The sequence below is a fragment of the Gottschalkiaceae bacterium SANA genome (assembly GCA_036323355.1).
GTDB lineage: Bacteria > Bacillota > Clostridia > Tissierellales > GPF-1 > GPF-1.
Genome location: AP028876.1, coordinates 2,510,340 through 2,533,231, shown reverse-complemented (window position 1 = coordinate 2,533,231; position 22,892 = coordinate 2,510,340). Strand labels below are relative to the sequence as shown.

Sequence of the window (22,892 nt, the reverse complement as noted above, 5' to 3'; positions counted from 1 at the left end):
TCATTGGGACAAGATGAATAGATCTTCGTAATCATTTGCAGAGGGTTCAATCTGCAAAAAAAAGTTGAGCGAAGATGGTCAGACATGCGAAGCATGGAAGAATTCATTGGGAGGTAACTATGTTGGGATTCAATCAATTGAAAGAAGACATTCAAACCATTATGAAAAAAGACCCGGCGGCAAAATCTGCCGTGGAAGTTTTGTTGACCTATCCCGGTCTCAAGGCGATCCGGCGCTATCGTCGCGCCCATTGGTTTTATCAGCGGGGATGGACGACCCTATCACGCATGATGTCGGACCGTGGTCGTTCAAAAACGGGCATCGAGATTCATCCCGGGGCACAGTTGGGCCGCAGGCTCTTTATCGATCATGGTATGGGTATTGTCATTGGTGAAACGGCCATTATCGGAGATGATGTGACCATTTATCACGGTGTTACATTAGGGGGAACTGGAAAAGAAACAGGCAAGCGCCATCCCACTATTGGCGATCATGTGGTTATCAGTGCGGGTGCAAAAATATTAGGGAATATTATGATTGGTGATTATTCTAGGGTTGGTGCTCAGTCGGTGGTATTAAAGCCTGTTCCTGCCCATTGTACCGTTGTTGGGATTCCCGGCAGGATTGTGATTCAGAATGAAGAGCGGGTTGGAAAAGCCGGCATGCCGGATCCAGTTTTACAAGAGATCAATTATCTGAAACAGCGCGTTCGAAGTTTGGAGGACGAGCTTGATCAGCAAAGAGTGAAGAATGAGGAGGAATTTGATGAAAATTTATAGTACCATGACAAGGAAGAAAGAGGAATTTGTTCCCATTGAACCGGGTGTCGTCAAGATCTATGTTTGTGGGCCGACGGTTTACAATTATATTCACGTAGGAAACGCACGTCCCTTTGTGGTGTTTGATACCCTGAAGCGTTATTTTCAGTATCAAGGCATGGATGTGAAGTATGTGCAAAACTTTACGGACATTGATGATAAATTAATCACCCAATCCATTGAAGAAGGGGTGACAGTCAAGGCGTTGGCTGAAAAATATATTCGGGAATATCTAACGGACTCTAAGGGATTGAATATTGATGAGGCGTCTATTGTTCATCCGAAAGCGACGGAGACCATGGACGAGATCATCGCATTTATCGCTGAGCTAGAAGAAAAGGGATATGCCTATGCCGTAAATGGAAACGTCTATTTTGAGGTAACAAAGGTCAGAAATTATGGAAAGTTTAGCCGGAAGAATATTGAAGACCTAGTCAGCGGGGCAAGAATCTTGGTGAACAAAGAGAAAAAAAATCCCTTGGATTTCATTCTTTGGAAAAACAAGAAGCCAGGCGAGCCTGCGTGGACAAGTCCGTGGGGCGAGGGTAGACCGGGTTGGCATATTGAGTGCTCGGCCATGATTCGAAGCATCTTGGGAGAAACCATTGATATTCATGCAGGGGGATCGGATCTAGAGTTTCCTCATCATGAGAATGAGATTGCTCAGTCTGAGAGTCTAACGGGAAAACCATTTGCGAATTTCTGGATGCACAACGCCATGATCAACACCGAGGGCGAGAAGATGAGCAAGTCAAAGGATAATTTCTTTACGGTTCGCACCATTGCCGAGGAATACGACCTAGAGATTGTTCGATTCTTTTTGCTGTCGTCTCATTATCGTAGCCCCATCAACTTTAGCCGCAAGATTATTGAGCAAAGCAAGGCGGCCATGGATCGTCTCTACAATGGAAAATATCAGATGCAGCATCTGATGAAACTGGACTTGCCTGCATCCGATAGCGAAGAGGAAGAAAACAAGTCACAAGCGGCAACTTTTGTTGCTCGATTTGTAGATGCTATGGATGATGATTTGAATACGGCAGACGCCATTGCTGTGATGTTTGAAACGGTCAAATATGCCAATAGCAACTTATCGGAGACAAGCAGTTTGGATAGCGTAAAAGCGGTCTATGATGCCTTGATGGAAATGGGCGGCGTCTTGGGACTTATGTACAGAGAAAAAGAGACCCTGGAATTGGATGTCCAATCCTTGATCGATGAGCGTCAAGAAGCAAGAAAAAATCGCGATTTTGCCAGAGCTGATGAGATTCGAGATGAATTGAAAGCCCAGGGGATTGTCTTGGAAGATACGCCGCAGGGGGTCAAATGGAAACGAGAAGAGTAATGCGGGATCCAAGAGAAGAATCTGGCCTTCGCCTAGCCTATATGGGTGATGCAGTGTTTGAAATTCATATTCGCAGGTGGCTAATGGAACAAAGCTTGCTGCCGGTGGGGGCTCTACATAAAGCCTCTATCGACTTTGTCAAGGCATCAGCCCAAGCTTCTTTCTATCATCTGATCGAAGATCGATTGACAGAGGCGGAGGCTGCGGTGATGCGTCGGGGACGCAATGCGAAATCGGGCATGGTGCCAAGGAAAGCGGATATTAACGATTACCGCAAGGCAACCGGATTGGAAGCTTTAATGGGATTTCTATATTTAAAGGGAGAAGAAAAACGAATTGAGGAGGTGATGGGATGGATATTCGAATCGACACAGATTGGATCGGAGGAAGAAACCCAGTCTTAGAGGCGATCAAGTCGGGAAGAACGATTGAAAAACTTCTGATTGCAGATGGAATGAACAAGGGCAGTATTGGAAAGATTTTGGTGCTGGCCAACGAAAAGAAGATTCCGATACAAAGTGTGCCGCGAACAAAACTTGACCAATTGGTGGAAGGCAATCATCAAGGGGTAATTGCTCATTTGTCCGCCCATACCTACGCCACCATGGAGGATGTATACAAGAGGGCAAAAGAAAGTGGCGAACCGCCCTTTGTCTTGATTCTCGACGGGATCGAAGATCCACATAATTTAGGCGCTATTATTCGAACCGCAGAATGTGCCGGGGTTCACGGGGTGATTATCCCCAAACGTCGCGCAGCGGGGTTGACTGCCACAGTGGCAAAAACAGCGGCAGGAGCTTTGGAATATGTACCTGTGGTCAAGGTAGGCAATCTTGCTCAGCAGATGGAGAAACTAAAAGAAGAAGGATTTTGGATCTATGGTACAGCCTTTTCGGATCAGAATGTTTTTGATACGGAACTCTCTGGTTCGGTGGCCTTAGTGATCGGCAATGAAGGAAAGGGAATCTCAAAGAATGTACAGGCCCATTGCGATGCTTTGGTGTCAATTCCCATGGTCGGGAATATTACATCCCTTAATGCGTCGGTTGCTACGGCTGTTGTCACCTATGAAGTGAGGCGTCAGCGTAACTTGATCGCAAAACGTGCCTTAAAAACAAAATGATTATTCGCGGGCAAGAAATTTTGTTCGTTGACGGCTACAATGTGATCCACTCCTGGGAGAAATTAAAGGGGCTTGCTCGGGTCAACCTGGCCGGGGCGCGCCAGTCCCTTTTAGATTTTATGGCTGAGTATCAAGCCTATACCGGCGTCAAGGTGGTGGTGGTCTTTGATGCCCAGTCCACGTCTGGAATTGCGAATTCTGAATTGACGATTGGTTTAGAGGTTGTATTTACTGGTGCTGATATGACTGCTGATGATTACATCGAGCGGCAAGCACACTTATTGGGGAAGGTGAAGCGGATCCGGGTAGCAACATCTGATTATATGGAACAGCAATTGGTTTTGAGCCGGGGAGCGACTCGGGTGTCGGCACGGGAGTTGGAATTGGAGCTGGCTGATATGAAACGACAGATTCAGGCCAAGGAACGCAAACGGCAGCAGGGAGAAAAGGAAGGCTTTCTTTTGGTTGAAGATCGAATTGATCCGGAAACAAAGCAAAAGTTGGAAAAACTCTTGGATGATGTGGAAGACAAGGATAACGGTTCTTAATCTTGACGGATGGAACCGTTTTTCCCTATAATAGAGGGAGAGACTAGTCGAGGAGATTGTGATGGCGAAGATGGTCAAGGATATGACAGCATGGGAAGCAAGCCTTCCGAATTCAGGCATTCAAGATCCATCCAGCGATGAAAAATTGGTTTTGCGTTCCAAGGAAGGGTCTGAGCGAGCGCAGCGGGAATTGATCGATCGCTATAAAGCCATGGTGCGCTACAAGGCGAGTCTATATTATTTGCCTGGAGCAGACCGGGAGGATTTGATTCAAGAAGGGATGATTGGCTTGTTTAAAGCTATGACGGAGTTTGATCCGTCTCGCAATCAATTTTTCCGTTTCTTTGCGAATCTTTGTGTAAAACGACAGATGCTTACGGCGATTAAGACTTCTCAGAGGCAAAAGCATATGCCCCTTAATGGATATGTCTCTTTGCAGGGATCCAGGACAAACAGCAGTGGAGAACCGATATTATTAGAAACGTTGCGAGCCAAGATTGAAGAGGGACCGGAAGCGAAGATTATTGCGGCGGAAACCCTTCACATGATGGAAAGTAAAATTGAAGAACGGCTGAGTTTTCTGGAATGGAAAGTGCTCATGCACTATTTGAATGGATTGAGCTATCAAGAGATTTCTGTTGAGATGAATCGTTCGGTTAAGTCCATTGACAATGCGCTTCAACGCATTAAAAAGAAGCTGGAAAATTGTCTATAATTCCCTATTGACAAGGTCATTAACGGGATATAAAATAGGTTAGTGAGTGAAGTGCCCTCGTAACTCAGCAGGTAGAGTACTTGCATGGTAAGCAAGAAGTCACCAGTTCGAATCTGGTCGTGGGCTCCAATAAAATCTTCGCATTTGCGGAGTAAAAAACGAGAACCATTGGTGAAGGAGGATAATCATGGGAAAACAACATTTTGAACGTAACAAACCGCACGTGAATATCGGAACGATCGGACATGTCGATCACGGTAAAACGACATTGACAGCAGCGATCACTCGAGTTCTTCACGAACGCTTGGGAACAGGTGAAGCGGTTGCATTTGACAACATCGACAAGGCTCCAGAAGAAAGAGAACGTGGAATCACAATCTCTACAGCACACGTTGAGTATGAGACGGAAAATCGCCACTATGCACATGTGGATTGCCCAGGTCATGCCGACTACGTAAAGAACATGATTACCGGTGCCGCTCAAATGGACGGTGCGATTCTAGTATGTTCTGCAGCAGATGGCCCAATGCCTCAAACACGCGAGCATATTCTTTTGTCTCGTCAGGTAGGTGTTCCTGAGATCGTTGTATTTATGAATAAAGCTGACATGGTAGACGACGACGAGCTTTTGGAATTGGTAGAAATGGAAATTCGCGATTTGTTAAGCGAGTACGAATATGATGGTGACGAAGCGGCCGTAGTGATTGGCTCAGCATTGAAAGCATTGGAAGACCCTTCAAGTAAATGGGGCGACGGCATCATTGAATTGATGGCAGCCGTTGATGAAAAAATTGAAGCGCCTGAGCGTGATATTGACAAGCCATTCCTGATGCCAATCGAGGATGTATTCTCAATCACGGGTCGTGGTACAGTTGTTACTGGTCGTGTTGAACGTGGAATTGTCCGTGTTCAAGATCAAGTAGCGATCGTTGGTTTGAAAGAAGAACCGACAATGTCTGTTTGTACAGGCGTTGAGATGTTCAGAAAATTGTTGGATGAAGGTCGTGCAGGCGACAACATCGGTGCCTTGCTTCGTGGCGTTCAACGTGATGACGTAGAGCGTGGTCAAGTATTGGCAAAGCCGGGAACCATCCATCCTCATACAAAATTTGAAGGCGAAGTATATGTATTGACAAAAGAAGAGGGTGGGCGTCATACCCCATTCTTCAACGGATATCGTCCTCAATTCTATTTCCGCACAACAGACATCACGGGTGCAATCTCTCTTCAAGAGGGTGTTGAAATGTGTATGCCTGGTGACAACGCAACATTCTCGATCGAAATGATTCACCCGATCGCCATGGAAGAAGGACTACGATTTGCTGTTCGTGAAGGCGGACGTACAGTCGCTTCTGGTGTTGTAACAAAGATCATCGAGTAAGCTTTGGATAGAAGGGCCGGGAGTTTTACTCTTGGCCCTTTTTAAATGATTGAAATGCTTGACATCCCCAGTCGACTATGATAACTTTTATTGAGTGGTGTAGTAAAGACTGGGTATTTCTATCTGGAGAGATAAATCCGACAAGAATTATACCTAGGGAGGTGTTTTAGATGAGAGAAAAAGTAACGTTAGCATGTACCGAATGCAAGCAACGCAATTACAACACAACAAAAAACAAGAAACAGCATCCGGATCGAATGGAAGTTCGTAAATATTGCCGTTTCTGCAAGAAGCATACGGTGCACAAAGAGACAAAATAGGTACAAAAAACGATTGAGGATGTGATGACATGGCAACTCAAGTTCAAGGTAAAAAGAAAACGAGTTTTTGGAAAGGTTTCCGTTCAGAAATCAAGAAGGTTTCTTGGCCAACTCGTCCAGAACTGATCAAAAAGACAGGTGTCGTCATTTTTGTTTCAATAGGAATGGCTGTTTTGATTTGGCTTCTGGACACGATCATGCATGGATTGCTTTCACTGATAATCGGTGCCTAACCAAACGTAGGGAAGGTTGATGAAGATGACTGAAAGCACTGGAAAATGGTATGTCGTTCATACTTATTCTGGTCACGAGAATAAGGTGAAAAAAAACATTGAAAAAATGGTTGAAAACCGAGGCATGGAAGACCAGCTAGAAGAGGTCAGCGTGCCGATGGAAGAAGTTGTTGAAGTTAAAGACGGCAAGCGCGTGGTTAAGGAACGCAAAAAGTTTCCTGGCTATGTGCTCGTTAAGATGATTATGAATGATAAGACATGGTACATTGTGCGCAATACGGCCGGTGTAACTGGATTTGTTGGCCCGGGATCAAAACCGATTCCGTTGACAGATGAAGAGATGCGCCGAATGGGACTTCAAGAAGTCGTATCGGTGGATTTTGTTGTGGGCGATCAAGTCAAGGTCATGTCGGGTCCATTCGAGAATTTTATGGGTGCTGTCGAGAGTATCAACAATGACCAACAGAAGGTAAAAGTCTATATTTCAATGTTTGGTCGAGAAACTTTAACAGAATTGACATTTAGTCAAGTCGAAAAACTATAAGTAACGAGGAGGTGCAACATGGCTAAAAAAGTACAAGCAATTGTAAAACTACAAATTCCAGCTGGAAAAGCAACTCCTGCACCGCCTGTTGGTACAGCGTTGGGTCCACATGGTGTTAACATCATGGGATTCTGTAAAGAATTCAACGCAAAAACAGCAGATCAAGCAGGATTAATTATACCAGTTGTTTTAACGGTCTTCGCAGATCGATCATTTTCTTTCATCACAAAAACACCACCAGCGGCTGTTCTTCTAAAGAAAGCTGCAGGCATTGAGTCTGGTTCAGGTGAACCAAACAAGACTAAGGTTGCAACGGTTAGCTCGGCACAAGTTCGCGAAATCGCGGAATTGAAAATGCCAGACCTAAACGCTGCGTCTATCGAAGCTGCAATGCGTATGATCGCAGGTACTGCGAGAAGTATGGGAATTGTTGTAGAAGACTAGGAAACCTGTGGGAGGTCTTAAACCGCTAACACCACGAAGGAGGAAATTAGAATGGCAAAAAAAGGTAAACGTTATGCAGATGCTGTAAAAGCAATCGATAACACAAAGCAATACGATACTGCTGAAGCGATTCAATTGGTACTTCAAAACGCGAAAGCGAAATTTGATGAAACCATTGAACTTCATGTAAAATTGGGTGTTGACTCTCGACACGCGGATCAACAAGTCCGTGGTGCGATGGTTCTTCCTCACGGAACGGGCAAAACAAAGCGCGTTTTGGTTTTCGCAAAAGGCGATAAACTAAAAGAGGCTGAAGAAGCCGGCGCAGATTTTTTCGGTGCTGAAGAGTACATGGAGAAAATCCAAAAAGAAAACTGGTTTGAATTTGACGCGGTAATTGCAACTCCAGATATGATGGGTGTTGTTGGCCGTTTGGGTCGAGTATTGGGACCAAAAGGTTTAATGCCGAATCCAAAGTCAGGCACGGTTACTTTCGATGTTGCCAAAGCGATCAATGAGATCAAAGCTGGTAAGGTTGAGTACCGAGTTGACAAAACAAATATCATTCACGTTCCAGTGGGACGAGCTTCTTTCGGCGAAGAGAAGATCACGGCAAACTTTGAAGCGATGATGAGAGCGATTGTAAAAGCGCGTCCGTCTGCTGCAAAAGGTCGTTACCTACGAAGTGTTGCGTTGACAAGTACAATGGGACCATCGGTTCGATTGAACGGCGCAAAATTGATGGAACTATAATTTTGACAAATCAATAACCAATGTGATATAGTATCACTTGGTTCACATTTTTCCGCAGATAGCAGGGGCCCATTGGGTGATAAGAATCCTGCCGAGGATGTTGTTGAGCGTCTAACGATGCACATTCAGCCTTTCTCGCGACTGCGGGGAAGGCTTTTTTGATGGAATGAAAATACACGACAAGGAGGTGGAAACCTTTATGAGTTCAACTACAGTTTTAGAACAAAAAAAGGCGAAAGTACAAGAGATCCAAACAAAAATCGAAGCAGCAACTTCTGTTGTTTTGGTTAATTACCGCGGATTGAATGTCGAAGAAGTAACGGAATTACGAAACAATTACCGTGAGGCTGGGATTGAATACAAGGTGTACAAAAACAACATGATGCGCTTTGCATTTGCAGCTGCAGGATTTGAAGGCATGTCTGAGTTCCTAAAAGGACCAAACGGCGTTGCATTCTGTGCAGACGAAGTAACGGCTGCCCGCATTACCAAGGAATTTGCTGAGAAGCACAAGGCTTTGGAATTGAAAGCAGGTGTTGTGGCTGGTGAAGTGATGGGACTTGAGAAAATCACTGAAATTGCCAACTTACCAACGAAAGAGATTCTTCTTACTCGTTTGGTTATTGCATTGAATTCACCAATTTCAAAATTGGCACGAGTTGCAAAAGCAATTGCCGAAAAGCAAGAAGAGGGTGGAGAAGCGCCAGTTGAGGCAGCTCCAGTGGAAACAGAAGTAGCGCAAGACGCTGAATAATTTAAAAACGGAGGATATTACAATGAGTGAAAAAATTCAAAAGTTTATTGATGAAGTAAAAGAATTATCTGTATTGGAACTAAACGATCTAGTGAAGGCTTTGGAAGAAGAATTCGACGTAACTGCATCTGCACCAATGATGATGGCAGCGGGCGCGGCAGCAGGCGCGGCAGTAGAAGAGAAAACAGAATTTGACGTTATCTTGACTAGTGCTGGATCTGGTAAAATCAAAGTAATCAAAGCAGTTCGTGAAGCAACTGGTTTGGGTCTTAAAGAAGCAAAAGCATTGGTTGATGGCGCTCCTGCACCAGTAAAAGAAGCTTTGCCAAAAGCTGAAGCAGAAAAATTGAAAGAAGCAATCGAAGCTGCAGGCGGTTCTGCAGAAATTAAGTAGGATTAAGCGAAGCGTAAAGCTTCGCTTTTTTTCTTCATTATGGTTTGACAAAATGGTTCGGCTATGATAGCATTATAAACTGCGTAAGGAATGACTTATCGCGGTTTATTTTTTTGAAAAAAAGCAGTGAAAGTCAATGGTTTATAGATCAAAAAAGGGGTGAAGTCGATGATGCATCCTGTGAAGTATGGCAAGCGGGAACGGATGAGTTTCGCAAAGATTGACGATGTTATTGAGATGCCGAATTTAATCGAAATCCAGAAGCGATCCTATAATTGGTTCGTGACGGAAGGGTTACAAGAGGCCTTCAATGATATCTCGCCGATCGAGGATTACACAGGGGATTTGGTACTTGAGTTTACAGGATTTGAACTAGCGCCGGAACCAAAGTATTCGGTGGAAGAAGCGAAGGAAAGAGATGCGACCTATTCCACATCTTTGAATGCCAAGGTGCAATTGGTGAAACGGGAAACCGGAGAAGTGCGTGAGCGGACTGTTTATATGGGTGAATTCCCATTGATGACAGAAAACGGAACGTTTATCATCAATGGTGCGGAACGTGTTATTGTTAGTCAATTGGTTCGATCGCCAGGGGTTTACTATTCAGCTACCTTGGAAGAGCGAACAGGTAAATCATTGTTTTCATCAACAGTGATACCAAATCGTGGCGCATGGTTGGAATATGAAACTGATGCGAATGGTATTGTCTATGCTCGCGTAGACCGCACAAGAAAATTGCCAATCACGGTAATTTTGCGTATGTTTGGATTTGGAACTGATCAAGAAATCATTGATCTGTTGGGCGAATCAGAGCAATTGTTAAAAACACTCGAGAAGGACACAACCTCTACTGAAGAGGAAGGATTGTTGGAAGTTTACAAGCGGCTTAGACCGGGTGAACCGCCAACAGTGGAAAGTGCGAAGTCTTTGATCAATTCATTATTCTTTGAATTCAGACGATATGACTTGGCAAAGGTAGGACGCTATAAATTTAATAAAAAATTGGCTTTGTCAACTCGGATTATCGGCTTAAAAATGGCCGAAACTCTTGCAGACTCCAATACAGGTGAAATCCTGATTGAAGAAGGTGACATTGTTTCAATGGCGCAGGCAGAAGCAATTGAAGCAGCTGGTATTCACACGGTCCATGTGAAAATTGAAGATCGGATCGTTAAGGTGATTGGCAATCAATTTGTTGATCCATCAGCATTTGATGTTTCATTTGATTTCGGAGAATTCGGATTGCGGGAAAGACTTTACTATCCAGCAATGAAGGAATTGATGGAGCAGGCGCAGGATGAGGAAGAATTAAAGGAATTGGTTCGAATGAATATTCGAAAACTTTCTCCTCGTCAAATTACAATTGGGGATATTTTATCCACAATCAACTATGAATTCAACTTATTTGACGGCATTGGAAATAAAGATGATATTGACCATTTGGGCAATCGTCGTGTCCGTTCAGTTGGTGAGCTTTTGCAGAATCAATTCCGTATTGGCTTGTCTCGAATGGAACGTGTCGTGAAAGAACGTATGACGATTCAAGACGGCGAGGGAATGGATCCTCAAGCCTTGATCAACATTCGTCCTGTCAGCGCAGCGATCAAAGAATTCTTTGGTAGCTCGCAGTTGTCTCAATTTATGGATCAAAACAATCCGCTGGCTGAGTTAACCAACAAGCGACGTATGTCTGCATTGGGTCCAGGCGGACTGTCTAGAGACCGAGCGGGCTTTGAGGTTCGTGATGTCCATCACTCCCATTATGGGCGGATGTGTCCGATCGAATCCCCAGAGGGACCGAATATCGGTTTGATCTCTTCACTAGCAACCTATGCACAGATCAATGAATATGGTTTTGTTGAGACACCATATCGTCGTGTTGATAAATCAAAAGGCTCATTGACGGGTGAAATTGATTACTTGACCGCTGATGTGGAAGATCGATTTATTATCGCTCAGGCTAACGAGCCTTTGGACGAAAATGGTATCTTCCTCAACAAGAAAGTATCTGTCCGTGCGATTAACGGTGCATTTGATGCAGTTGATAAGCATGAAGTGGACTATATGGACGTTTCTCCTCGCCAGGTTGTTTCTGTGGCGACGGCCATGATTCCATTCCTGGAAAATGATGATGCCAACCGTGCCTTGATGGGTGCCAACATGCAGCGTCAGGCTGTACCTCTTTTGGTAACAGAAGCGCCGGTAATCGGCACAGGTATGGAGCATAAAGCAGCATTTGACTCTGGTGTTGTAAAGATTGCCAAGAAAGCGGGTGTTGTTGAACGCGTTGATGCAAATCGCATTATTGTTCGACGAGACGTGGACGGCGCAGTAGACGTATACAAGCTGACTAAGTTTAAACGATCGAATCAGGGAACTTGCATGAACCAACGTCCAATTGTTCACGTTGGGGAAGTTGTGGTCAAGGGAACTGTTTTGGCCGATGGTCCATCCACCGACATGGGTGAGTTGGGACTTGGCAAGAACCTTTTGATTGGCTTTATGACTTGGGAAGGTTATAACTACGAGGATGCCATTCTTCTGAATGAAAGACTTGTAAAAAATGATGTATTGACATCGGTTCATATCGAAGAGTATTCTTGTGAGTCTCGAGATACGAAGTTGGGACCAGAAGAAATTACACGAGATATTCCAAACGTCGGAGACGACGCCTTGAAAGATATCGATGAGCGTGGGATTATTCGCATTGGTGCTGAAGTTTTCCCTGGGGATATTTTGGTCGGTAAAGTAACACCAAAGGGTGAAACGGAACTGACTGCAGAAGAACGTCTTTTGCGTGCCATCTTCGGTGAGAAAGCGCGAGAAGTGCGAGATACCTCTTTACGCGTTCCTCACGGTGAAGAAGGAATCATTGTGGATGTTCAGGTCTTTACTCGCAAAAACGGCGATGAGATGGGAGCAGGCATTAATGAGACGGTTCGTGTGTATATTGCAACGAAACGTAAGATTCAAGTAGGCGATAAGATGTGTGGACGTCATGGTAACAAGGGTGTTATCTCTCGTGTTCTTCCTGAAGAAGATATGCCGTTCTTGCCAGATGGAAGACCTTTGGATGTTGTTTTGAACCCATTGGGCGTACCATCGCGTATGAATATTGGACAGGTTCTTGAGGTGCATCTTGGTATGGCCGCGAAAGCCTTGGGTTGGCATGTTGCCACTCCAGTATTTGACGGAGCTAAGCACTCGGATATTATCGACGCATTGACTCAAGCTGGCTTGCCTAGCGACGGTAAGATTCAATTGCGTGATGGACGATCTGGAGATCCGTTTGATAATCGGGTTACGGTCGGATATATGTATATGCTGAAACTTCACCATTTGGTTGACGACAAGATTCATGCTCGTTCAACCGGACCTTACTCTCTTGTTACGCAGCAGCCTTTGGGCGGCAAGGCGCAATTTGGTGGTCAGCGTTTTGGTGAGATGGAAGTTTGGGCCCTTGAGGCATACGGTGCTGCACATACACTTCAAGAGATTTTGACTGTGAAGTCGGATGATGTTGTGGGTCGTGTTAAAACCTATGAAGCCATTGTCAAGGGAGAAAACATTCCAGAACCTGGCATCCCTGAATCTTTCAAAGTATTGATTAAGGAATTGCAGAGTTTGGCATTGGATATCACCTTGATCGGAAAAGATGAATCAATGGTTGAACTTAAGGACGATGATACAGAGATTCAGTCACCGACAGATTTTTCTCTAGAATCTGGCGTTGCACAATTGGAAAAAAAACCTGAGTAACGGGTTGATGGAAGGAGAGAAGCTTCTTGTTCGATTTCAGTAATATCGAGGCAATACGAATTGGATTGGCGTCTCCAGAAAAGATCTTAAGTTGGTCGCGGGGCGAAGTTAAAAAACCTGAAACAATCAACTACAGAACGCTAAAACCGGAAAAAGACGGATTGTTCTGTGAGAAGATTTTTGGACCGACGAAGGATTGGGAATGTCATTGTGGTAAATATAAACGAGTTCGCTACAAAGGGGTCGTATGTGATCGCTGTGGCGTTGAGGTAACAAAGGCGAAGGTGCGACGAGAGAGAATGGGCCATATCAAATTGGCCGCTCCTGTTTCGCATATCTGGTACTTCAAGGGAATCCCATCTCGAATGGGATTAACCTTGGACATGTCGCCTCGTTCTTTGGAACGTGTCTTGTATTTTGCAGCTTATGTAGTCTTGGATCCAGGAGATACCAATCTACAATACAAACAAATCTTAACAGAACGCGAATTTGCGGAAGCTTATGATCAATTCGGAAATACATTCCGAGCGGGCATGGGTGCTGAATCTGTTAAGGAATTGTTGCAAAGAGTTGAATTGGTGCAACAAGCTAAGCAATTGAAAGCTGATTTAAAAACGAGTTCTGGACAGAAAAAGGTAAAAATCATTCGTCGATTAGAAGTGATTGAAGCCTTCCGGACATCGGGTAATAAGCCGGAGTGGATGGTTCTTGAAGCAATTCCAGTGATTCCGCCAGATCTTCGTCCGATGGTTCAATTGGATGGTGGCCGTTTTGCAACTTCGGATTTGAATGATTTGTATCGACGTGTGATCAACCGCAACAACCGATTAAATCGTCTTTTGTCTTTGAATGCGCCGAGCATCATTGTTCGCAATGAGAAACGAATGCTGCAAGAGGCTGTTGATGCCTTGATTGACAATGGTCGTCGGGGCCGTCCTGTAACAGGACCTGGCAACAGACCTTTGAAATCCCTTTCTGATATGTTGAAAGGAAAGCAGGGTCGATTCCGTCAAAACCTTTTGGGTAAACGGGTTGACTACTCGGGTCGTTCGGTTATCGTTGTTGGACCAGAATTAAAATTCTATCAATGTGGATTGCCGAAAAAAATGGCCCTGGAGCTGTTTAAACCTTTCGTAATGAAAGAGCTTGTTGAACAGGGACATGCCCATAACATCAAGGGTGCAAAACGCATTGTCGAGAAAGTAAAACCTTTGGTTTGGCCAATTCTTGAAGAAGTAATCAAGGGGCATACGGTACTTTTGAACCGTGCACCTACCTTGCATAGATTGGGCATTCAAGCCTTTGAACCAGTAGTGGTAGATGGAAAAGCGATCAAGTTGCATCCATTGGTATGTACAGCCTACAATGCCGATTTTGATGGTGATCAGATGGCTGTCCACGTTCCGCTTTCTGCTGAAGCTCAGGCTGAGTCTCGATTTATGATGTTGTCCATCAATAATATCTTGGCTCCTCAGGCAGGTCATCCAATTACTACACCTACCCAGGATATGATCTTGGGCGCCTACTACCTAACCATGGAAATTGATGGAGAAGCGGGCGAGGGTATGGTTTTCTCGGATTATGACGAGATGATGATGGCTTATTTAACGAAAAAAGTGGGTCTGCATGCTAAGGTAAAAGTGCGTGTGAAGAGGTCTGCTGGTGATCGTGGTAAGTTGGTAGAGTCTACCGTGGGTCGATTTATTTTCAATAAGGATATCCCACAGGATCTTGGATTTATTGATCGTGCAGATGGAAATTACAATATGGAAGTTGATGTTTTGGTCGACAAAAAGATGTTGTCAAATATCATTGAACGTTGCTTCCGTGTTCACGGCAATATGATTACGGCTGTAACCTTGGATCATATCAAGGAAATGGGCTTCCACTATTCAACCATTGGTGCCATTACGATCGCCTTTAGCGATATCAATGTACCGCCAGAGAAAAAACCTCTTTTGGCCGAGGCCGAAATTGAAGTGGAAAAATATGAACGCGCCTATCGACGTGGTTTGATATCAGAGGAAGAACGCTACAACAATGTTATTCGAATTTGGGGTGATACGACAGACAAGGTTACAGAAGCCTTGATGGATAGCCTCGATCCATTAAATAACATTCAGATCATGGCGAACTCCGGAGCCCGTGGTTCGAAAGCTCAGATCCGACAGCTTGCCGGCATGCGTGGCTTGATGGCCAATGCTTCCGGTCATACCGTCGAGATTCCGGTTCGGGCATCCTTCTCCGAAGGACTTTCCGTTTTGGAATTCTTTATCTCCTCTAACGGAGCGAGAAAGGGTCTGACAGATACCGCTCTTCGTACTGCCGATTCAGGATATTTGACTCGTCGTCTTGTTGATGTCAGTCAAGAAATTATTATTCGTGAAGATGATTGTGGTTCGACAAAAGGAATTATTGCTCGTGCTTTTGTTGACGACAATGCCATGATTGAAAAATTGGAAGAACGAATTGCCGGAAGATATTCTGTCAATGAGTTGGTTCATCCAAAAACAAAAGAAGTACTTGTTAAGAAGAATGGATATATCACAACTGAAATGGCGGATAAGATTGTTGCCGCCGGAATTGAAGAGGTGGAAATTCGTTCCGTATTGACTTGTGAGTCGAAACAAGGTGTTTGTGGAACTTGTTACGGACAAAACTTGGCAACAGGTGGAGCCGTCAATGTTGGTGAAGCAGTCGGAATTATCGCGGCGCAATCCATCGGTGAGCCGGGTACCCAGTTGACCATGCGTACCTTCCATACCGGCGGTGTCGCTGGTGGTGATATCACCCAAGGTCTTCCGCGTGTCGAGGAACTTTTCGAGGGAAGAAAGCCTAAGGGCTTGGCCATTATTTCCGACCTTACAGGTACGGTTATGATTGGCGACTTGGGCGACAAGCGTGAAATTACGGTAACCGATAACGAAGGGGAAGCAAAAACCTACGGAATTCCATTTGGCGCTCGCCTTTGCAAGAAGGATGGCGACATGGTTGAAGCAGGTGAATCATTGACGGAAGGTTCTTTGAATCCGCATGATCTTCTACGAATCAAGGGTGTTCAAGGTGTTCAAAATTATATTATTCAAGAGGTTCAGCGTGTATACAAACTTCAGGGTGTAGATATCAATGATAAGCACGTTGAAGTCATTGTTCGCCAAATGTTGAATAAGGTGAAAATTGATGAGCCTGGAGATTCGGAATTCTTGCCGGGTAGCTTTGTTGCTCGCTTGAAGTTTGAAGCGAAGAATCGTGAACTGATTGAGAAGGGGCTGGAACCAACGACTTGCGATCGCGTTTTGTTGGGGATTACGAAAGCTTCCCTTGCAACTGAATCATTCTTGTCTTCCGCTTCCTTCCAGGAAACGACTCGTGTCTTAACGGATGCGGCGATTAAAGGAAAGACCGACCACTTGGTGGGATTGAAAGAAAATGTCATCATCGGTAACTTGATCCCGGCTGGTACCGGTTTGGATCGATATCGAAAGGTTGGACTTCAAGTTGAGTATGAGCCGAATGTTTTGGAAGAGCAATCATTGATTGATGAAATTATCGGTTAATGTTGACACCCATACAGTCTGATGATACACTGATAAAGTTGATGTATTGGAGGAGCATAATGCTCCTTCGATTTTCATGCAAGGAGGTTCTCAATGGACTTAAAGCATCTTAAGGAAGCAAATAAAATAGTGGGTATGAAACAAACCCGTCGCGCCATAGCCACAGGCCAAGTGGTGCGAGTTTATCTGGCAAAAGATGCGGATGGGAAAGTGAAGAATCCAATATTAGAACTCTGCCATAAGGCAAATCTTGAAGTAATCTTCGTCGATTCTATGAAAGAGCTGGGAACGGCTTGTGGAATTGAAGTTGGAGCTGCTTCAGTTGCAATAATCAAATGATGCAAGGAGGTGCACAAAACAATGCCTACAATTAACCAATTGGTAAAACAAGGCAGAAAGAGCAAAGTGAATGTGTCAACGTCACGTCATCTAAACGTAGGTTTCAACTCTTTGAAACAAGCGGGAACGATGAGCTACTCGCCACAGAAACGCGGTGTTTGTACGTCGGTAAAAACGGTTACTCCGAAAAAACCGAACTCAGCGCTACGTAAAATCGCGAGGGTACGTCTGACTAATGGTGAGGAAGTTACTGCGTACATTCCAGGAATTGGTCACAACCTACAAGAACATAGTGTTGTGTTGATTCGTGGTGGTCGTATTAAAGACCTTCCCGGCGTTCGATACCATGTTGTCCGAGGAACTTTGGATACATCTGGTGTAGAAGCACGTCGTCAAGCTCGATCAAAGTACGGTGCGAAAAGACCTAAGAAGTAGTGCGAAACTGCTCTTAGTTAACAATATACACAGGCATATGCCCAGTATTTGTTACACTAAGCACGCACGACGAAATCAGTCGAGTACCTATGATTTAATGTAAGATTAAGGAGGGAAGAAAGTGCCAAGAAAAGGACATGTGCCAGTAAGAAAGATCATGGCAGATCCACTATACAACGACGTGATTGTATCGAAGTTGATTAATAGTGTTATGCTAGACGGTAAAAAAGGAACGGCTCAAGCAATTGTTTATGGCGCGTTTGAGATTGTCAAAGAGAAATCTGGAGAAGAGCCTCTTGAGGTTTTCTACAAAGCGTTAGCAAACATCATGCCTGTATTGGAAGTAAAAGCACGCCGTGTCGGTGGTGCGACTTACCAAGTGCCAATGGAAGTTCGACCTAAGCGTCGTCAGACACTAGGGCTTCGTTGGTTGGTAGGATACAGCCGCAAGCGTGGCGAGCGTACAATGCGCGAGCGTTTGGCAAAAGAGATCTTGGACGCAGCTAATAATGCAGGAGCTTCTGTTAAGAAAAGAGAAGACCAGCATAAAATGGCTGATGCGAACAAGGCGTTTGCACATTATAGATGGTAGTTTCATAGAAACCTGGGCATCAATGATGCCCGGGTTTGCTATGGTTGGTTAGGATGTAGAAAGGAGTAGTGAGATGCCTAGAGAGTATTCGTTGAAAGACACACGAAATATCGGCATCATGGCTCATATCGATGCGGGAAAGACGACCGCAACGGAACGAATTCTGTTCTACTCAGGCAAAACCCATAAAATTGGTGAAACGCATGATGGCGCGTCACAAATGGACTGGATGGAGCAAGAGCAAGAGCGTGGAATTACGATTACTTCCGCTGCGACGACGACGTTCTGGAATGGAACGAGAATTAACATCATCGATACACCAGGCCACGTTGACTTCACTGTTGAAGTTGAACGATCACTTCGCGTACTGGATAGTGCAGTCGCGTTGTATGATGCGAAACAAGGGGTTGAACCTCAAACAGAAACCGTTTGGAGACAAGCGGATAAGTATAGCGTTCCTCGTATTTGCTTCGTAAATAAGATGGACAAAATGGGTGCGAACTTCTATTACTCAGTGGAAACAATGGAAGCACGATTGAAAGCCAATGTTGTTCCGATCCAATTACCGATTGGAACAGAAGAAGATTTCAATGCAATCATTGACCTTGTAAAAATGAAGGCGTACTACTATATTGATGAGATTGGTCAAGAAATTGAAGAACGTGAAATTCCAGAAGATCATATGGAAAAAGCACAAGAATTTCGCGAGAAGATGATTGAATCGATTTCAGAGCATGACGAAGAATTGATGGAAAAATACCTAGAAGGTATCGATTTGACTGAAGCTGAGATCAAAGAAGGTATCCGAACAGCAACAATCGGTTGTAAAATCTTCCCGGTTATGTGTGGATCTGCATATAAAAATAAAGGTGTTAAGCTTTTATTGGATGCGATTCTCGAGTATATGCCATCACCATTGGACGTTCCTGCCATTAAAGGGGAAGATCCAGATTCAGGTGATGAAATCGAAAAGCACGCTTCTGATGAAGAGCCGTTTGCTGCTTTGGCTTTCAAAATCATGACTGACCCATTTGTTGGAAAGCTTTCTTTCTTCCGTGTGTACTCTGGTACCTTGGAAAAAGGCAGCTACGTATTCAACTCAACGAAAGGCAAGAAAGAGAGAATTGGCCGTATCCTTCAGATGCATGCGAACTCTCGTGAAGAAATCCCAATGGTGTATGCCGGGGATATCGCTGCTGCAGTTGGTTTGAAAGTAACAACAACAGGCGATACTTTATGTGAAGAAAAGCATCCAGTAATTCTTGAATCCATGGTATTCCCTGATCCTGTTATTGCCGTAGCGATTGAGCCACGAACAAAGGCAGGTCAAGATAAGATGGGTATCGGTCTTCAAAAGTTGGCGGAAGAGGATCCTACATTCCGTACCTATACGGATGAAGATACGGGACAAACGATTATTGCGGGCATGGGCGAACTTCACTTGGAAATCATTGTTGATCGTTTGCTTCGAGAGTTTAAAGTGGAAGCCAATGTTGGTGCTCCTCAGGTTGCGTATAAAGAATCCATTACAACAAAAACTGAAGTGGATATGAAGTATGCGAAGCAATCTGGTGGTAAGGGACAATATGGTCACGTTAAAATCATCATGGAGCCATTGGAACCAGGTGCTGGTTATGAATTCGTAGATGCAATCAAGGGTGGCGCGGTTCCTCGTGAGTACATCCCGGCTGTCAACAATGGTATTGTTGAAGCATCTGCAAACGGTGTTCTTGCGGGATTCCCTGTTTCAGACTTCCGCGTTACATTGTATGACGGATCATATCATGATGTCGATTCATCTGAGATGGCCTTTAAAATTGCCGGTTCAATGGCATTTAAAAAAGGTATGCAAAAAGCGAATCCAACACTTTTGGAGCCATACATGAAAGTAGAAGTAACGGTTCCTGAAGAGTATATGGGTGATGTTATGGGTGATGTTTCATCACGCCGTGGCCGCATCGAAAGCTTTGGCGATCGTTTCGGAGTTAAGGAAATTCAATGCTATGTGCCGTTATCTGAAATGTTCGGATATGCGACAGATCTTCGTTCCATGACCCAAGGTCGTGGTAACTACTCTATGGAATTGGATCATTTCGAAGCTGTTCCAAAGAGTATTGCAGAGAAGATTATGGAAGGAAAAATATAGAGCTTTTTTAGGAGGATAATCATGGGAAAACAACATTTTGAACGTAACAAACCACATGTAAATGTCGGAACGATCGGTCACGTCGATCATGGTAAAACAACTTTGACTGCAGCAATCACTCGTGTTCTTCACGAACGATTGGGAACTGGTGAAGCGGTTGCATTTGATAACATTGACAAGGCACCTGAAGAGCGAGAGCGTGGAATCACAATCTCGACAGCACACGTTGAGTACGAGACTGAAAATCGTCACTACGCACACGTGGATTGCCCAGGTCATGCCGATTACGTTAAGAACATGATCACTGGTGCTGCTCAAATGGACGGCGCGATCTTGGTATGTTCTGCAGCAGACGGCCCAATGCCTCAAACACGCGAGCATATCCTTTTGTCTCGTCAGGTAGGCGTTCCTGAGATCGTTGTATTCATGAACAAAGCGGACATGGTAGACGACGACGAGCTTTTGGAATTGGTAGAAATGGAAATTCGTGAGCTTTTGGGCGAATACGAGTACGATGGAGACGAAGCTGCCGTAGTAATCGGTTCTGCTTTGAAAGCATTGGAAGATCCTACAAGCGAGTGGGGAGACAAGATTCTTGAATTGATGGCAGCAGTCGATGAAAAAATCGAAGCGCCTGAGCGAGATATCGACAAGCCGTTCTTGATGCCAATCGAGGATGTATTCTCAATCACAGGTCGTGGTACAGTTGTTACCGGCCGTGTTGAGCGTGGTATCGTTCGTGTTCAAGATCAAGTAGCTATTGTTGGTTTGCAAGATGAGCCTACAATGTCAGTTTGTACCGGAGTTGAAATGTTCCGTAAATTGTTAGATGAAGGTCGTGCAGGCGACAACATCGGCGCATTGCTTCGTGGTGTTCAACGTGATGACGTTGAGCGTGGCCAAGTATTGGCAAAACCAGGAACAATTCATCCTCATACAAAATTTGAAGCAGAAGTTTACGTGTTGACAAAAGAAGAGGGTGGACGTCATACTCCATTCTTCAACGGTTACCGTCCTCAATTCTACTTCCGTACAACAGACATCACTGGTGCAATCTCTCTTCAAGAGGGTGTTGAAATGTGTATGCCTGGTGACAACGCAACATTCTCGATCGAAATGATTCACCCGATCGCGATGGAAGAAGGACTTCGATTTGCAGTTCGTGAAGGCGGACGTACAGTCGCTTCCGGCGTTGTAACTAAGATCATTCAATAAGAAATTTTATCAAGCAAACTTGATAAATGTTAAATAACTGTAATATTATAGCCTGGGGCTTGCTTTTTGCGAGCATCCGGGCTATAATTTAATAGTTGTGAGAAATTAAATGAAGATGACTAACAAGCAGCCCAAGTGGTGAGCTTGCAATGGGGAGTAAGCCGTAGAGAGGACGAGTGTGTCCTTGCCCCATTATGGCTTTTTTTAATGCCTGCAACTCGGGGGACCGAGTTCAGATATATAGACATGCGATGATGCAAGAGGTGGCTGCGAAAGCAGGAAAATTCTTGCGGAGAATGTTCGGTTTAAAACCGGGCGATTGGATTCACTGATGTGAGCGTTTTTCTTAACACTCACGGAACACCTGGTAGCGTTGATTGGTGAACCCATGTCGTATGAAAAAAAACATGCGATAAAGGAGGAAAAGGCAAATGGCAAAACAAAAGATTCGAATTCGATTAAAGGCTTATGATCATAAAGTGCTAGATGAGTCCGCGAAAAAGATTGTTGACACTGCTAAACGTACTGGTGCTGCTGTTTCTGGTCCCGTGCCGCTACCAACGGAAAAAGAAATTATCACGGTAATTCGTGCCGTACACAAGTACAAAGATTCTCGTGAGCAATTTGAACAACGGACACACAAACGATTGATTGACATTCTTCAACCAACACCGAAAACGGTAGATGCGTTGATGAAGTTAAATTTACCGGCTGGTGTCGATATCGAAATCAAACTATAGGCAACTAAGAGATTGGAAGCACATCCACTCTGCTCTTAGGATGATTGTGGAAACAATCCGCTGTAAGAAACTTGGAGGTGTAAAATGAAAGGTATTGTTGGAAAGAAAGTTGGCATGACGCAGATTTTTACTGAAGCAGGCGACGTAGTCCCAGTAACAGTAATTGAAGCAAAGCCAATGGTAGTTGTGCAAAAGAAAACGGTCGAAACAGATGGATACAATGCGATCCAAGTCGGTTTTGGCGAAATCAAAGAGAAAAACATCAACCAACCAAAAAAAGGACATTATGCAAAAGCTGGTGTTGCTTACAAACGAGTTTTGAAAGAATTTGCGTTGGACGATGTTGAGGCGTTTGAATTGGGTCAAGAGATCAGCGTTGCAGTATTTACTGAAGGCGATCATATTGATGCAACGGGAATCTCTAAAGGTAAAGGATTCTCGGGTACAATCAAGCGACACAATCAATCGCGTGGACCAATGTCTCACGGTTCTCACTATCACCGAGCACCAGGTTCAATGGGTTCTTCCTCATCTCCATCTCGCGTATTCAAAGGCAAAAAATTGCCAGGGCAGATGGGTCATGTGAAAGTAACGGTTCAGAATTTGGAAATCGTGAAAGTGGACGAAGAAAACAACATGCTGTTAGTCAAAGGCGCGTTGCCAGGCCCTAAGGGTGGCATGCTTACTTTAAAAGCGACAGTAAAAACGAAATAAAACGCGAAGACGAAAGGAGGGTT

23 protein-coding genes, 1 tRNA gene and 1 other annotated feature are annotated in these 22,892 nt (G+C 44.4%); all 24 genes read left to right on the top strand.

The genetic code is table 11. The features are described 5' to 3' along the window. Positions 1 to 119: 119 nt before the first annotated feature. The 24 genes from cysE to rplC all read left to right on the top strand — a co-directional run bounded on the left by cysE (position 120) and on the right by rplC (position 22,869). Positions 120 to 779: a serine O-acetyltransferase gene (gene cysE / locus AC25CA_RS12340; RefSeq protein WP_486814130.1), complete on the top strand. Its 660-nt coding sequence runs from the start codon at positions 120 to 122 to the stop codon at positions 777 to 779. Next, a complete protein-coding gene (cysS, locus tag AC25CA_RS12335; protein WP_486814129.1) occupies positions 766 to 2,163 on the top strand; it encodes a cysteine--tRNA ligase in 1,398 nt (465 codons plus the stop codon). Before cysE ends, cysS begins: the two co-directional genes overlap by 14 nt. Further along, entirely contained in the window at positions 2,145 to 2,567 is a 423-nt protein-coding gene (locus AC25CA_RS12330; protein WP_486814128.1) for a Mini-ribonuclease 3, read from the top strand. The genes cysS and AC25CA_RS12330 overlap by 19 nt, the downstream gene beginning before the upstream one ends. Next, complete coding sequence (rlmB, locus tag AC25CA_RS12325; protein WP_486814127.1) at positions 2,516 to 3,286, top strand: 23S rRNA (guanosine(2251)-2'-O)-methyltransferase RlmB; 771 nt, start codon at positions 2,516 to 2,518, stop codon at positions 3,284 to 3,286. Before AC25CA_RS12330 ends, rlmB begins: the two co-directional genes overlap by 52 nt. Continuing rightward, entirely contained in the window at positions 3,283 to 3,834 is a 552-nt protein-coding gene (locus AC25CA_RS12320) for an NYN domain-containing protein (protein ID WP_486814126.1), read from the top strand. Before rlmB ends, AC25CA_RS12320 begins: the two co-directional genes overlap by 4 nt. 61 nt (positions 3,835 to 3,895) lie before the next feature. After that, entirely contained in the window at positions 3,896 to 4,549 is a 654-nt protein-coding gene (gene sigH, locus AC25CA_RS12315) for an RNA polymerase sporulation sigma factor SigH (protein WP_486814125.1), read from the top strand. Positions 4,550 to 4,602: 53 nt separating this feature from the next. Then, positions 4,603 to 4,678 (top strand) — tRNA-Thr (locus AC25CA_RS12310). A 58-nt stretch (positions 4,679 to 4,736) separates the two neighbouring features. After that, positions 4,737 to 5,930 (top strand): elongation factor Tu, encoded by a 1,194-nt coding sequence (gene tuf, locus AC25CA_RS12305; RefSeq protein WP_486814124.1) that lies wholly within the window; start codon positions 4,737 to 4,739, stop codon positions 5,928 to 5,930. Positions 5,931 to 6,100: 170 nt separating this feature from the next. Beyond that, positions 6,101 to 6,250: a 50S ribosomal protein L33 gene (gene rpmG / locus AC25CA_RS12300; RefSeq protein WP_486814123.1), complete on the top strand. Its 150-nt coding sequence runs from the start codon at positions 6,101 to 6,103 to the stop codon at positions 6,248 to 6,250. A 29-nt stretch (positions 6,251 to 6,279) separates the two neighbouring features. After that, positions 6,280 to 6,483 (top strand): preprotein translocase subunit SecE, encoded by a 204-nt coding sequence (gene secE / locus AC25CA_RS12295; RefSeq protein WP_486814122.1) that lies wholly within the window; start codon positions 6,280 to 6,282, stop codon positions 6,481 to 6,483. A 25-nt stretch (positions 6,484 to 6,508) separates the two neighbouring features. After that, positions 6,509 to 7,027, top strand: a complete 519-nt coding sequence (gene nusG / locus AC25CA_RS12290; protein WP_486816607.1) for a transcription termination/antitermination protein NusG — start codon at positions 6,509 to 6,511, stop codon at positions 7,025 to 7,027. 18 nt (positions 7,028 to 7,045) lie between these two features. Continuing rightward, complete coding sequence (rplK, locus tag AC25CA_RS12285; protein WP_486814121.1) at positions 7,046 to 7,471, top strand: 50S ribosomal protein L11; 426 nt, start codon at positions 7,046 to 7,048, stop codon at positions 7,469 to 7,471. 51 nt (positions 7,472 to 7,522) lie between these two features. Next, positions 7,523 to 8,224, top strand: coding sequence for a 50S ribosomal protein L1 (gene rplA, locus AC25CA_RS12280; RefSeq protein WP_486814120.1), 702 nt, complete (start codon positions 7,523 to 7,525; stop codon positions 8,222 to 8,224). Positions 8,225 to 8,258: 34 nt separating this feature from the next. Next, positions 8,259 to 8,393: a sequence feature (ribosomal protein L10 leader region), on the top strand. Between the two features lie 30 nt (positions 8,394 to 8,423). After that, a complete protein-coding gene (gene rplJ, locus AC25CA_RS12275; protein WP_486814119.1) occupies positions 8,424 to 8,978 on the top strand; it encodes a 50S ribosomal protein L10 in 555 nt (184 codons plus the stop codon). 22 nt (positions 8,979 to 9,000) lie between these two features. Continuing rightward, the gene (rplL, locus tag AC25CA_RS12270) at positions 9,001 to 9,372 is read left to right on the top strand and encodes a 50S ribosomal protein L7/L12 (RefSeq protein ID WP_486814118.1); all 372 of its coding nucleotides are present in this window, start codon (positions 9,001 to 9,003) and stop codon (positions 9,370 to 9,372) included. 168 nt (positions 9,373 to 9,540) lie between these two features. Further along, positions 9,541 to 13,131 (top strand): DNA-directed RNA polymerase subunit beta, encoded by a 3,591-nt coding sequence (gene rpoB, locus AC25CA_RS12265; RefSeq protein WP_486814117.1) that lies wholly within the window; start codon positions 9,541 to 9,543, stop codon positions 13,129 to 13,131. A gap of 26 nt (positions 13,132 to 13,157) precedes the next feature. Continuing rightward, positions 13,158 to 16,688, top strand: a complete 3,531-nt coding sequence (rpoC, locus tag AC25CA_RS12260) for a DNA-directed RNA polymerase subunit beta' (RefSeq protein ID WP_486814116.1) — start codon at positions 13,158 to 13,160, stop codon at positions 16,686 to 16,688. A gap of 93 nt (positions 16,689 to 16,781) precedes the next feature. Beyond that, positions 16,782 to 17,027 carry a ribosomal L7Ae/L30e/S12e/Gadd45 family protein gene (locus AC25CA_RS12255; RefSeq protein ID WP_486814115.1) on the top strand — a complete coding sequence of 82 codons (246 nt, stop codon included), beginning with the start codon at positions 16,782 to 16,784 and terminating at the stop codon, positions 17,025 to 17,027. 21 nt (positions 17,028 to 17,048) lie between these two features. Further along, a complete protein-coding gene (gene rpsL, locus AC25CA_RS12250) occupies positions 17,049 to 17,462 on the top strand; it encodes a 30S ribosomal protein S12 (RefSeq protein ID WP_486814114.1) in 414 nt (137 codons plus the stop codon). A gap of 121 nt (positions 17,463 to 17,583) precedes the next feature. Next, entirely contained in the window at positions 17,584 to 18,054 is a 471-nt protein-coding gene (gene rpsG, locus AC25CA_RS12245; protein ID WP_486814113.1) for a 30S ribosomal protein S7, read from the top strand. A 73-nt stretch (positions 18,055 to 18,127) separates the two neighbouring features. Beyond that, positions 18,128 to 20,200, top strand: coding sequence for an elongation factor G (fusA, locus tag AC25CA_RS12240; protein ID WP_486814112.1), 2,073 nt, complete (start codon positions 18,128 to 18,130; stop codon positions 20,198 to 20,200). Positions 20,201 to 20,221: 21 nt separating this feature from the next. Further along, positions 20,222 to 21,415, top strand: coding sequence for an elongation factor Tu (tuf, locus tag AC25CA_RS12235; RefSeq protein WP_486814111.1), 1,194 nt, complete (start codon positions 20,222 to 20,224; stop codon positions 21,413 to 21,415). Between the two features lie 431 nt (positions 21,416 to 21,846). After that, the gene (rpsJ, locus tag AC25CA_RS12230; protein ID WP_486814110.1) at positions 21,847 to 22,155 is read left to right on the top strand and encodes a 30S ribosomal protein S10; all 309 of its coding nucleotides are present in this window, start codon (positions 21,847 to 21,849) and stop codon (positions 22,153 to 22,155) included. Between the two features lie 84 nt (positions 22,156 to 22,239). Further along, positions 22,240 to 22,869 carry a 50S ribosomal protein L3 gene (rplC, locus tag AC25CA_RS12225; RefSeq protein ID WP_486814109.1) on the top strand — a complete coding sequence of 210 codons (630 nt, stop codon included), beginning with the start codon at positions 22,240 to 22,242 and terminating at the stop codon, positions 22,867 to 22,869. The last annotated feature ends 23 nt before the right edge of the window (positions 22,870 to 22,892 follow it).

Coding starts and splice junctions, on each gene's coding strand:
- cysS (WP_486814129.1), top strand. CDS start 766: ATGAAAATTTATAGTACCATGACAAGGAAGAAAGAGGAATTTGTTCCC.
- rpoB (WP_486814117.1), top strand. CDS start 9,541: ATGATGCATCCTGTGAAGTATGGCAAGCGGGAACGGATGAGTTTCGCA.
- rplK (WP_486814121.1), top strand. CDS start 7,046: ATGGCTAAAAAAGTACAAGCAATTGTAAAACTACAAATTCCAGCTGGA.
- cysE (WP_486814130.1), top strand. CDS start 120: ATGTTGGGATTCAATCAATTGAAAGAAGACATTCAAACCATTATGAAA.
- AC25CA_RS12255 (WP_486814115.1), top strand. CDS start 16,782: ATGGACTTAAAGCATCTTAAGGAAGCAAATAAAATAGTGGGTATGAAA.
- secE (WP_486814122.1), top strand. CDS start 6,280: ATGGCAACTCAAGTTCAAGGTAAAAAGAAAACGAGTTTTTGGAAAGGT.
- rpsL (WP_486814114.1), top strand. CDS start 17,049: ATGCCTACAATTAACCAATTGGTAAAACAAGGCAGAAAGAGCAAAGTG.
- tuf (WP_486814124.1), top strand. CDS start 4,737: ATGGGAAAACAACATTTTGAACGTAACAAACCGCACGTGAATATCGGA.
- nusG (WP_486816607.1), top strand. CDS start 6,509: ATGACTGAAAGCACTGGAAAATGGTATGTCGTTCATACTTATTCTGGT.
- sigH (WP_486814125.1), top strand. CDS start 3,896: ATGGCGAAGATGGTCAAGGATATGACAGCATGGGAAGCAAGCCTTCCG.
- rplC (WP_486814109.1), top strand. CDS start 22,240: ATGAAAGGTATTGTTGGAAAGAAAGTTGGCATGACGCAGATTTTTACT.
- rplA (WP_486814120.1), top strand. CDS start 7,523: ATGGCAAAAAAAGGTAAACGTTATGCAGATGCTGTAAAAGCAATCGAT.
- fusA (WP_486814112.1), top strand. CDS start 18,128: ATGCCTAGAGAGTATTCGTTGAAAGACACACGAAATATCGGCATCATG.
- rplJ (WP_486814119.1), top strand. CDS start 8,424: ATGAGTTCAACTACAGTTTTAGAACAAAAAAAGGCGAAAGTACAAGAG.
- AC25CA_RS12320 (WP_486814126.1), top strand. CDS start 3,283: ATGATTATTCGCGGGCAAGAAATTTTGTTCGTTGACGGCTACAATGTG.
- rpsJ (WP_486814110.1), top strand. CDS start 21,847: ATGGCAAAACAAAAGATTCGAATTCGATTAAAGGCTTATGATCATAAA.
- tuf (WP_486814111.1), top strand. CDS start 20,222: ATGGGAAAACAACATTTTGAACGTAACAAACCACATGTAAATGTCGGA.
- rlmB (WP_486814127.1), top strand. CDS start 2,516: ATGGATATTCGAATCGACACAGATTGGATCGGAGGAAGAAACCCAGTC.
- rpmG (WP_486814123.1), top strand. CDS start 6,101: ATGAGAGAAAAAGTAACGTTAGCATGTACCGAATGCAAGCAACGCAAT.
- rplL (WP_486814118.1), top strand. CDS start 9,001: ATGAGTGAAAAAATTCAAAAGTTTATTGATGAAGTAAAAGAATTATCT.
- AC25CA_RS12330 (WP_486814128.1), top strand. CDS start 2,145: ATGGAAACGAGAAGAGTAATGCGGGATCCAAGAGAAGAATCTGGCCTT.